Origin of the sequence: Oceanirhabdus seepicola (genome assembly GCF_023684385.1) — a bacterium.
In the GTDB taxonomy this organism is placed as follows: domain Bacteria; phylum Bacillota; class Clostridia; order Clostridiales; family Clostridiaceae; genus Oceanirhabdus; species Oceanirhabdus seepicola.
Genome location: NZ_JAGSOJ010000005.1, coordinates 255719 through 267628, shown reverse-complemented (window position 1 = coordinate 267628; position 11910 = coordinate 255719). Strand labels below are relative to the sequence as shown.

Annotated in this window: 11 protein-coding genes; 10 read left to right on the top strand and 1 reads right to left on the bottom strand. The window is 31.8% G+C overall.

What is annotated here, in order from left to right; genetic code table 11:
• Positions 1-8: 8 nt before the first annotated feature.
• A complete protein-coding gene (locus KDK92_RS21285) occupies positions 9-527 on the bottom strand; it encodes a restriction endonuclease (RefSeq protein ID WP_250861428.1) in 519 nt (172 codons plus the stop codon).
• Positions 528-1128: 601 nt separating this feature from the next.
• Here KDK92_RS21285 and KDK92_RS21280 point away from each other — a divergent pair.
• From KDK92_RS21280 to KDK92_RS21240, 10 genes are all read left to right on the top strand, one after another.
• Positions 1129-3168, top strand: coding sequence for a methyl-accepting chemotaxis protein (locus KDK92_RS21280; RefSeq protein WP_250861427.1), 2040 nt, complete (start codon positions 1129-1131; stop codon positions 3166-3168).
• Between the two features lie 216 nt (positions 3169-3384).
• Positions 3385-4521 (top strand): mercury methylation corrinoid protein HgcA, encoded by a 1137-nt coding sequence (gene hgcA, locus KDK92_RS21275; protein WP_264175413.1) that lies wholly within the window; start codon positions 3385-3387, stop codon positions 4519-4521.
• Between the two features lie 11 nt (positions 4522-4532).
• The gene (locus tag KDK92_RS21270; protein WP_276576076.1) at positions 4533-4748 is read left to right on the top strand and encodes a 4Fe-4S binding protein; all 216 of its coding nucleotides are present in this window, start codon (positions 4533-4535) and stop codon (positions 4746-4748) included.
• 343 nt (positions 4749-5091) lie between these two features.
• The gene (locus tag KDK92_RS21265; protein ID WP_250861426.1) at positions 5092-5391 is read left to right on the top strand and encodes a hypothetical protein; all 300 of its coding nucleotides are present in this window, start codon (positions 5092-5094) and stop codon (positions 5389-5391) included.
• Positions 5388-5867, top strand: coding sequence for a 23S rRNA (pseudouridine(1915)-N(3))-methyltransferase RlmH (gene rlmH, locus KDK92_RS21260; RefSeq protein ID WP_250861425.1), 480 nt, complete (start codon positions 5388-5390; stop codon positions 5865-5867). The genes KDK92_RS21265 and rlmH overlap by 4 nt, the downstream gene beginning before the upstream one ends.
• Before the next feature lie 194 nt (positions 5868-6061).
• Positions 6062-7228, top strand: coding sequence for a methyltransferase domain-containing protein (locus KDK92_RS21255; RefSeq protein WP_250861424.1), 1167 nt, complete (start codon positions 6062-6064; stop codon positions 7226-7228).
• Between the two features lie 315 nt (positions 7229-7543).
• On the top strand, positions 7544-9745 hold the full coding sequence (katG, locus tag KDK92_RS21250) for a catalase/peroxidase HPI (RefSeq protein WP_250861523.1): 2202 nt from the start codon (positions 7544-7546) through the stop codon (positions 9743-9745).
• A 107-nt stretch (positions 9746-9852) separates the two neighbouring features.
• Positions 9853-9981, top strand: a complete 129-nt coding sequence (locus tag KDK92_RS24670; protein ID WP_276576075.1) for a hypothetical protein — start codon at positions 9853-9855, stop codon at positions 9979-9981.
• 348 nt (positions 9982-10329) lie between these two features.
• Positions 10330-10962 (top strand): NAD(P)H:quinone oxidoreductase, encoded by a 633-nt coding sequence (gene wrbA / locus KDK92_RS21245; protein WP_250861423.1) that lies wholly within the window; start codon positions 10330-10332, stop codon positions 10960-10962.
• A 161-nt stretch (positions 10963-11123) separates the two neighbouring features.
• Complete coding sequence (locus KDK92_RS21240) at positions 11124-11801, top strand: 4Fe-4S binding protein (protein ID WP_250861422.1); 678 nt, start codon at positions 11124-11126, stop codon at positions 11799-11801.
• The last annotated feature ends 109 nt before the right edge of the window (positions 11802-11910 follow it).

The following is an 11910-nucleotide window of genomic DNA, read 5'->3' as shown; positions in this document are numbered from 1 at the left end:
TTTTGCATTTATATAAGTTGTTTTCTTTTTTTAGGATCAAAAGATGATACTATATTTATTGTTTCATTTAAATCAATGAGCTTTAATCCAACTGATTTACTATATTCAATGCAGCCTTTAGAATATGCTGTTGTAGTTATAATAATACCATTTCTAGGAGGTAGTTTATCTCCAACTAATGCACCAACTAATTTTTGAGCAATTGGTCTGCTAACTTGAGAGTTAGTAAAGCATTTACATTCCACATAGTATACTTTATTGAGTTTTCTCAAAACAATATCTTTTCCACCATCGTTACTTTCTTTTGTAATCAAAACCTTATATCCCATAAGAGCAAAAAGGTTAGAACAAAAGATCTCATACTGTCTTGGAGTCATTGATTTAAGCTTATTCTTAATCTTTAGGCTTTCTTTATGTGATAGTGAGCTTTTTTTTCTTTTAAAAACAAATGATGATATTTTGTATAATAATATGCATGCAATTAAAATAATACTTAATACTGTTATTGTAAGTACTGATGTATTCATGTCTGTGGTTAAACCCCTTTCCATCATAGAGGTATATGATATATGTACTATAACAATATAGTATACTAATATGTTATTTTAATAAATACAGTGAAGTATATATTTCTAAAAAGTTAATATTATTGTCTTTTAATGGATGAATTTCAATATGAAAAGTATCAAGTATTTGAATTAAATGAAAGCTATAGGGGTTCATTTAAGACGATATATGTAGAAAAATATACACAAAAATAATAAAATTTTGAATCATGATTTAAATTTTTAGTGATATTAATATATAGACTTAAAAAAATGGAATTATGTTGAAAAAAGTAGAAAAATGGTGTATAATATTTATTAAATATGAATGAAGAAATATATCAAGGATGATTGGACAAACTATATTGGTACATTAATATATTATATAAATTTAAATAAAAATTCGAGAGGATTGATAGGAAATGTTATTTTTACAATTAGAAGTAAACCAGAACATTAACCAGCATATTAACCATGTAAGTACAATGAATAAGTACTTTATATAGTTTTATGGTGGTATTTTTTATTTGTATTTTAAATGTAATATAATAATGTATTATTAAAAAACTTGGGGGGAAAACTTATGGGCAGTAAAAAAGCTAAGAACAAGAAAAATTCTGCAACGCTTACGATTAGAAACAAAATGATTATTTTAGTTTTAGCATTAATAATCATTCCTATTGTTAGTTTAGGAACCATAGCTTATGTCAAATCCAAAACAATAGTAGAAAAGCAATTTAAAGATTCTATGCAACAATTGAATAATGATATTGAGCAATCTGTTGAACATTATTTTGATGGGTATAAATACGGTATTGAGATGATCAGTAAAAATGTTGATGCTGAGGATATATTAATTCATCCTGAATATGAACCATTTTTAATGGAATTATTTGAAAATTATATGGATAGTTATCCAGATGGAACTCACATATATATGGGAACTGTAGATGGTAACTTTAGAATGTATCCTGAAAAAACTATGGCTAGTGATTATGATCCAAGAATAAGACCTTGGTATAAAAAAGCTGTAGAAAAAAAAGAAACTATATTTAGTGATATATATGAAGATGTAGTTAATGGGAAACTGTCAATTGCTTGTGCAGCACCAGTTTATGAAAGTGGAAATAAAAATAAATTAGTTGGAGTAGTGTCTATAACAATACCATTAGATAAATTAAATGAAAAAATTAATTCTATAAAGGTAGGGGAAAAAGGATATCCTTATATTTTAGATTCTTATGGTAACTTTATTACACATAAAAATAGTGATTTAGTGGGTCAGGAAATTCATGTGGAAGAAATACATGATATGTTGAAAAATAGTTTAGAAGAGGGAATTGTAGAGTATGATTGGAAAGAAGCAGATGGTAGCATTTCTAAGAAATTCTCTGCATTTAAGAAAATGCCTGAAATGGAATGGACTGTTTTATCAGCGTTATATTTGGATGAAGTCGATGATGATGTTAATGGTATGCTTATTACTGTTGTAATAATAAGTGCAATTATAGTTTTACTTTTCTCAGTAGTGGGAATAATGTTTTCACGAAATCTTACAGGATCTATTACTAAAATAACAGAAGAAATGAATAAAGTAAAAGATGGAGATTTTACAGTAAAACTGGATATTAAATCAAATGATGAAATAGGTAATCTTGCAAATAATTTTAATGTTATGATAGAAAATGTTAAAGAGCTTCTATTTGAGACAAAGAATGTAAGTGAACAAGTATCAGATGCAGCGAGAAATTTAGCAGCTACATCAGAAGAAGTTAGTGCATCAAATGAAGAAATAGTAAACTCTGTTGAACAGATAGCACAAGGTGCTAGTCAACAAGCTATGGATGCAGAAAATGGAGCAAAACTTGGATTAAATTTAGATAATAAATTTAACCAACTTGCTAATAATACTGATACTATGGCGGAAAATGCAAATGAAGTAATAAATATAAATACAAATGGTGTTAATGTAGTAAAAGGGCTTAAAGAAAAAACAGATTTAAATAATAAGTCTATCGATAAAATTGAAGTTGCAATAAAGCGATTAAGTGAACAATCTAGCGCTATTCAGAACATACTAGAAACTATAGGATCAATAGCAGATCAAACAAATTTATTAGCGTTAAATGCTTCAATAGAAGCAGCGAGAGCAGGGGAAGCAGGAAAAGGGTTTGCTGTAGTTGCTGAAGAAATAAGAAAGTTAGCAGATGGTTCAAGTAGCGCAACTAATGAAATAAAAGAAATAGTAAATGCTACAATGCAGGAAAGTAACAATGCTGTTCAAATTATGAATGAAGTTAGAGTTGTTTCAACAGATCAAACTAAATCAGTAGAAGAAGCAAATAATGCCTTTGAAAACATATCAAAATCAATATATGTTATTACTAACAAGATAGAAGAAGTTACTAAATATGTAAATGATGTAATGGAAGACAAGGATTTAATAGTTAAATCAATTGAAAGTATTTCAGCAGTATCAGAAGAAACGGCTGCTTCATCGGAAGAAGTAACTGCATCTGTTCAACAGCAATCTTTAGCTATTGATCAGGTTACAGAAAGTGCTCAAAGGCTCAATGATTTTTCACTAAAACTTAATGATCAAATAGACAAATTTAAAATATAATAGTTTGAATTTATTGACGGTAATATATATAGTATATTAAAGTAATCAATATATAAAGTCAGAATAGACCAGCATAATAATGATGTAAGTACAGAAATATAAGTGCTTTACAGAGTTTGTGCTGGTTTAGTTTTTGCTAATAAAAACGGGATATCTTTGTGGAAATATGGGTTATAGGGTATAATTTATTATATTAAAGGATTGAAGGTGAATGAAATGAATGATGAGTTAAATAAAAAGGCATGCTGAGCACCTAAAGAGATACAGTCTAGGATAGACTATGTACAGAAACATGGAGATATTGATTTCTCAAAAGAGGAATTTGAAGAGTTATCACACATTAAGCTTGGAGAGATATCAACAGAAACAGGAAATATAGATATTATAGATACTGAGATTAAGCAGAGTGATAAAATAAAAAATATAGGGGTACTCTTTGGATGGAAAAGGGATAATTATATGATTAAACCTGGGGTTTATGCTATTGGAAATCCAAAACCAACATCACCAGTTATTGTTTCGTGTAATTATAAATATACATTTGATTCAGTGAGAAAAGAACTTGAAGGTGTTGATTGCTGGGTGCTCATATTGAATACATTTGGAGTAAATGTTTGGTGTGCCGCTGGAAAGGGCACCTTTGGAACAGGAGAACTCATAAGAAGAATAGCAGCAGTAAAACTAGATAAAATAATAAATCATAAAGTATTAATTGTACCACAGCTAGGGGCTACGGGAATTGATTCACATGAAGTGAGGAAAGCAACGGGATATAGAATAGTTTTTGGACCAGTAGGGGCAAAAGACTTAAAAGAATTCATAAGTAATAGATTCAAAGCAACAGAGGAAATGAGAAGAGTTCGTTTTGATTTTATGGATAGATTAAAGTTAACACCTTTACAATTTATGCAGAGCATAAAGTACTATTTTATAGCATTAATTGTATTGGTAATGACAAACCTCATAACATTCAGAAGTTTGGATATAGCATTGAACAGATCAATATATCAAAGTATACCTTTTATCATAGGGATAGGTATTGCATCAATACTATTTCCATTATTACTTCCTGCGGTACCATTTAGATCATTCTCATTGAATGGAGTATTATTGGGAATAATATTTATAATACCTGTAATGTTACTTAAAGATATATTTCTTCTGAGTGAAAGTGTAATATGGATACTATCATATATGGCTCTAGTTATAACAATGATTGCAAATATAACACTGAGTTTTACAGGAAGCACAACATATACATCCTTCTCAGGAGTTTTAAAAGAAACATTATTGACAATACCAATATCCATAGTAGTGGTAGGAATATCAATAATAACTATGTGTTTAGTATAGGGGTGGAGAAAATGGCGTTAAAATATATAAAAGATGTATCCACAATAAAGTTAGATGTGGATAAGTGTATAGGATGTAAGCTGTGTTCAACAGTTTGTCCACATAATGTTATTCTTATAGAAGATAAAAAGGCAAAGATTGTGGATAAAAACAGTTGTATAGAATGTGGAGCATGTATGAAAAATTGTCCAACAGGAGCACTTTGGGTTAGAAGTGGTGTGGGATGAGTTATTGCTATTGTAAAAGCTAAACTCACCGGCGGTGAGTCATTATAGCTGAGAGGCCCGATTTCGGCGTCACTGCGTCTCTCTGCGCTACTCACGTATATAATTCATACGCTCTGTTGCTCGTTCAACGCGTTCCTTGAACTCGAACTTCTCAGCTATAATGACAGTATACTGAGCAATAAGATTTTTGGAATATAAGGCATCACGGGTGTATGTGCATTTAGGGGAATAATAAAATAGTGTTTACAAAATTGGTAATTTATTGATAGAATTAGGTATGATATTTTTTAGTATATATTAAAAGAGAATTGGTGGGCACAATTAAAAGGGAAAGGGTAATTATATGTTTTTAAAAAGTTTTATAATACTTGTTGTTGTTGCTTTGATTTTAACTGTTATGTTGACTATTGGGATGAGAAACTTAAAGGGAAAGATGAAGATATTAATATTTTTACCTAGTATAGCGATTATGCTTTTTTTGGGGGCTGTATGGGTGAATGCTATACCTAATTTAGACGAGTGGGATATGCGTTTTCTATATCTAGGATTTTTAACAGTTATGGGAATAATGATAGTGGCAATGAATTTTGTAATATTATATATACATAAGAAGATAAAAGATAGAAAAGAGGATAGAAAATGAACATAACTATAGTTTCAGTTGGAAAGATAAAAGAGAAGTTTTTAAAAGCTGCAATAGATGAATACTCAAAGAGATTGGGTAGGTATTGTAAGCTGAACATTATTGAGGTTCCAGATGAGAAGACACCTGATAATGCTTCAGAAAAAGACGAGGAGATTATTAAGCAGAAGGAAGGAGAGTTGATTCTTAAGAAGATCAAGGATACTTCCTTTGTTATTGCGTTGGATTTAAAGGGGCATCATATAACATCTGAGGAATTAGCAAAAAAAATTAGTACCTTAAGTGTACAGGGTAAGAGCAATATAACCTTCGTAATTGGAGGATCTTTAGGTATAGCTGAACCAGTTTTAAAAAGAGCTAACTACAAATTGTGTTTTTCAAAGATGACATTCCCGCATCAGCTGTTCAGGGTTATGTTACTTGAACAAGTGTATAGAGCATTTAGGATAAATAGCGGTGAACCGTATCATAAATAACTGCTAAAAAACAATAAACTATTAAGAGAAGTTAGACCCTTATTTTAAACAATTCCTAATTGCTTTAGGGAGAATAGAATAAGAATATCAGCACATGATATACTTTGCATTTAAATACACCTACTGCAAAGTAATGCTCTAAAAACTTTGATATAATTCTTGCAGGAGGTGAGGTTATGGATTGGCAAAAGCGTATGAACCAAGCTATGGAATATATTGAAAACAATTTATCTAACAAGATTGATTATAATTCAGCAGCACAATTTATGAACTGTTCGGAATGGGAGTTTCGTCGGATTTTTTCTTTTCTCGCTCAAATACCATTATCTGAATATGTACGCAGCAGACGATTAACTATGGCAGCCTTAGATATTCAAAAAGGAGCGAAAATAATAGACATTGCACAACGTTATGGGTATGAGTCTCAAGCAGCATTTTCTAGAGCGTTTAGTAAATTACATGGTTTGGCACCATCTTTGGCTCGAGACAAGGGGGTAACACTTAATCCTTATCCTCGCCTAACCTTTAAATTAGTATTGATGGAGGGGATTACAGTGGAGAAAGATTCAAACCAGAGAGCAAGTATCATAGGTGGTGGTGATGTTGGTTTCGCAATTTCTGTGGATAAGGATCAAAGGACTATTCATAAAACCAACGAACATTTTTGGGATATTAAGGGGAATGATGTTATAGGTACAATGGCACTTCCTTTATATGGTGCCTTTATTTCAGAAGAGAAGTGCCAACTTTTTGGTGACATATCAGACAAAAAGGTATTGGAGATAGGTTGTGGAACTGGGCGTTCCTTGCAGTATATAGGTGAGAAGAAAGCTTCAGAACTATGGGGAATCGACATATCAAATGAGCAGATTGTAAAAGCGAAGGAGCATTTAACAAGTTGCAACCTTTCAGCAAATTTAATCTGTTCGCCAATGGAAGAGGACTGTGGAATACCAAGGGATTACTTTGATATTGTCTATTCGGTTTACGGAATAGGATGGACAACCGATCTTGAAGGCACGTTTAAACGAATTGCCTCATATCTAAAGAAAGATGGAGTGTTCATTTTTAGTTGGTCTCATCCTATACACAAATGTGTCGCAGTTGAAGGTGATATGCTGAGTTTTAAAAAATGCTATTTCGATGAAGGATGGTATTCTGTAGCACTTGATGGTGATGCAATTTCATTATCTGATAGGAAATTATCTACATATGTGAATGCACTAGCTAAAACTGGATTTGCCATTGAGGAAATGATCGAAGAGTCTGATAATGAAATTCTTGAATCTATTCACAGCAAATTCGCCCAAAAAGCTAAAATGATTCCTGTAACTTTTGTTATCAAGGCAAGAAAAATATAAAAATGTTAATTAAGTTCTAAGCAGACTTTTGCTTGGAACTTTTTCTATGTAATGATTATTATAATATAAAGGTTGAAAAACCACCTATACAATTAGTGCGGTTTTTACTAAATTTAAGAGTTAAGAATAGTAGCTATCTAATTGTGTCTCAAGCTACTATTTTTTATACTTAAAATTAATCCATATATTTTTACCTCATAGATTAACTTCCAAGATTGTATCTAATGGACGAGAGAAATTAATAAATTCACTCATAGTACTATTCATATATTTATATAATTTAGTAATAGTATTTATATGAGAAAGGATAGTATTATGTTAGAAGGGAAATGTCCAGTGACAGGAAGAACAAGCAAAGCATTAGCTGGTGGGGGACCAACTAATGAGTATTGGTGGCCAAAGCAGCTTAAGCTTAATATTCTTCGTCAAAACTCAGAACTAAGCAATCCTATGTCTAAAGGTTTTAACTACGCTGAAGAATTTAAAAAATTAGATTATTATGAACTAAAGAATGATTTATATAAGTTGATGACAGATTCTAAGGAATGGTGGCCTGCTGATTATGGTCACTATGGACCATTCTTTATTCGTATGGCCTGGCATAGCGCTGGAACTTATAGAGTTGGTGATGGTAGAGGAGGTGGAGGGCTAGGATTGCAACGTTTTCCACCACTTAATAGCTGGCCAGATAATATAAATTTAGATAAAGCACGTCGTTTACTTTGGCCAATTAAAAAGAAATATGGAAATAAAATATCTTGGGCTGACCTTATGATATTGACAGGTAACTGCGCATTAGAATCTATGGGATTAAAGACAATTGGTTTTGGTGGTGGCAGAGTGGATATTTGGGAACCACAGGAGGATATTTACTGGGGTAGTGAAAAAGAATGGCTTGGAGATGAGCGTAATAAAGATGATAAAGAACTTGAAAATCCTCTTGCCGCTGTACAAATGGGCTTAATTTATGTAAACCCAGAGGGACCAAATGGAAACCCTGACCCTAAGGCATCAGCCAATGATGTAAGGATAACATTCTCTCGTATGGCAATGAATGATGAGGAGACTGTTGCGCTTATAGCAGGTGGACATACTTTTGGTAAATGTCATGGTGCTGCATCACCTTCATATGTTGGACCAGAGCCAGAAGCTGCACCTATTGAACAGCAAGGGTTGGGGTGGCAAAATAGCTATATAACTGGTAAGGGCCCAGATACCATAAGTAGTGGGATTGAAGGTGCATGGAAAGCAGAGCCTACAAAGTGGACAATGGGTTACTTAAAAACATTATTTAAATATCAGTGGGAATTAGTTAAAAGTCCTGCAGGAGCATACCAATGGTTAGCTAAAGATGTAGATGAAGAGGATATGGTAGTTGATGCCTATGATCCATTAAAAAAGCATACACCTATGATGACCACAGCAGATTTAGCACTTATTTATGATCCTATTTACAAACCAATAGCAAGGTATTATCTAGAAAATCCAGAAAAATTAGAAGATGATTTTGCCAGGGCTTGGTTTAAATTAACCCATAGAGATATGGGACCAATATCAAGGTATCTTGGACCAGAAGTTCCAAAAGAAAGCTTTATCTGGCAAGACCCAGTGCCAAAAGTTAACTATAAATTGATTAATAAAAAGAATATTTCAGAGCTTAAGAAAAAGATTTTAGCTTCAGGCTTGTCAATATCAGAACTTGTTACAACAGCTTGGAAATCTGCATCAACATTTCGTGGTTCAGATAAGCGTGGAGGGGCAAATGGGGCAAGAATACGCCTAAAGCCACAAAGACAATGGCAAATTAATGAGCCTGAAAAGCTTAGCAAGGTTTTAAACACCCTAGAAGGAATTCAAGTGAGTTTTAATAAGTCACATTCAAAGGGGAAGAAAGTTTCTTTAGCTGATATTATTGTATTAGGTGGATGTGTTGGTATTGAACAAGCTGCAAAAAATGTAGGGTATAATATTACAGTTCCTTTTACTCCAGGACGAACCGATGCAACTCAAGAGGAAACAGATATAAAGTCATTTAGCTTTCTTGAACCTAAGGCAGATGGATTTAGAAACTATATGAAAGATAAATATGCAGTAACATCAGATGAAATGTTAATTGATAGAGCACAATTATTAACACTAACTATTCCAGAAATGACAGTATTAATTGGCGGTATGCGTGTGTTAAACACTAATTATAAACAATCAAAGGATGGGGTGTTTACAAAGAGGGAAGAATGTCTTACAAATGATTTCTTTGTAAATCTTCTTGATATTAATACCCAGTGGAATATGTTACCTGAATGTAAGGAAAAATTTATAGGTTTTGATAGAGAAACAGGGAAGAGGAAGTGGACAGCAACAAGAGTTGATCTTATATTTGGAGCAAATTCACAACTTCGCGCAGTTGCTGAGGTATATGCATCTAATGGCAATGAGAAAAAGTTCATACAAGATTTTGTAGATGCATGGAATAAGGTAATGAATGCAGACCGTTTTGATGTTGAAGAATATTATTAAATAGATAAAAATTAAATAAGAAAAGCAAAGATTTTAATTATAAAGTCTTTACTTTTTCTTATTTATATCTTTGACTTGTGCATAAATTTTGCGATTTATTCGGAAGTATGAATTTATTAAATGCTATAGCTAAGAAAACACCTAGTAAAACATTTAAAGATCTATACGTTGAAGCAGTTATAGTTGGTAACGATATTATTGAAAATGATAGTGAAACATATGTACTAAATATATAGTATTCTGATATATGTTTATAGGGAATATAAGCAATCATCAAGAAAACAGCTAGTAGTACAAATGATATGAAGATATATTTATTTGTAATTAAAAAAGAAAACAATAGTCAAATAAAGAATGGGGCAGTATTAGAAGAACCGATGAAGAAATAAATCGATTATTTTTGTTAATTTATGTAATTATATGTTAAAATATACTTGAGATTATACATTAAGTATTTTTTAATATATAACTAATATATTGGGTGAAGTAGTACAGTGGAAAATCAACTAGACATATATAATAATAAAAACAATTGTATATGATTTATAATTGTGAGTTCTGATAATTAAGGGAGAGATAAACAAATGAATATTCATATTATTTTTCATAGTATTCATGGACACGGTTATGCTATGGCTAAAGAAATTAAAAAAGGTGCTGAGATGATAGAAGGAGTTAAAGCTAATATTTTTAGAGTTCCTGAAACTATTTCAGCTGAAATAATTGAAACAATGGGAGCAACAGATAAAATAAAAACTTTTTCACATTTACCTTTAGCTACAATAGAAACTATGGTAGAAGCGGATGCTATAATTTTAGGAGCACCTACCTATTTTGGAACTCCTAGTGGTCAGATGGTCGCTTACTTGAATCAATTTGGAGAGGAATGGGTTAAGGGAGCTTTAGTAGGAAAAGTTGGAAGTTCTTTTACAACTTCTTCAGAACAAAACGGTGGTGCAGAAACGTGTTTACGTAATTTGAATACTTTTTTCTATCATCAAGGAATGATTATTGCAAGTGTACCTACAGCACTTACATATGAGGAGATGCATATTGAGCATAAACCAGTAGGCGGATATTCTTATGGAGCATCTATGATAACTGGCGGTATGAATGATTATGAAATTTCAGAAGAAGAAAGAAAAATTGCTAGATTACAAGGGAAACATGTTGCCAAAATTACTAAAGCGTTATGGTTAGGTATGAAAAGTATATAGTAGAATAATAGTTCAATATAAAACAGTTAAAACAGTAAGAATCACACTTTATTAGTGTCGTTCTTACTGTTTTTTGTTTAATAAATACATTACATTGATACCAATTAGTAACTATAATATTGTTATGCATAAATTTTTGAGTTTAAAATAAGGAGGTAATTATGGAAATTAAAGAAATTTACGAACTTATAAATAACATTGGTGTATTAGTTTTTTCAACTATTAATGGTGATGAAGTACATTCAAGAATAGCTCACTTTAATGGTTGTGACGAGGACGGTATATATTTCAGAACAATGGCTAATAAACCATTCGGTAGACAGTTAATTGAGACGGGAAAAGTGACAGTCTGTGGAATATCAGATAGTAAGTGTTTAGGATATGAAGAAGAGGGCACACCAAATTTTCCACCTAGTTATACAATACGTTTGATTGGTGACGTTAAAAAAGTAGCACCAGAAATTATTAAAGAAAAGGCAAAGACAAATAAGGCGCTAATGAGTGCAGCTAATGACATTGATAAATATCCTGCTATGGCTGAAGGAAATTTTGTTATATATAAAGCTAAGGGAGAAATTTTTGATGTGGATTTTGATTGTATAAATCGCGACCATAAACTTTTAAGAAAAAGGTTTTCTTTTGGGGGAGTTCCTTTTAATCCAGCAGGTGTAAGAATCACAGATGCTTGTATTGAATGTGGCAAATGTAAAAAGGTATGTACTTTCAAAGCAATTGAAGAAGGCACTCCTTACAAGGTGCGTGAGGATCGTTGTGATGATTGTGGAAGTTGCCTAATGGCGTGTCCGGTCAATGCAATTGAAGAGTCATTAACATTTTAAGTACAGTAGGATAAATAAAACTCTTAAGACGGAAAACAGAGTGAAAACAATATTTTGTGACTTTGTCAACAAACTCACGCTAGTTAGAATGACTAGCGTGTTTTTTTAT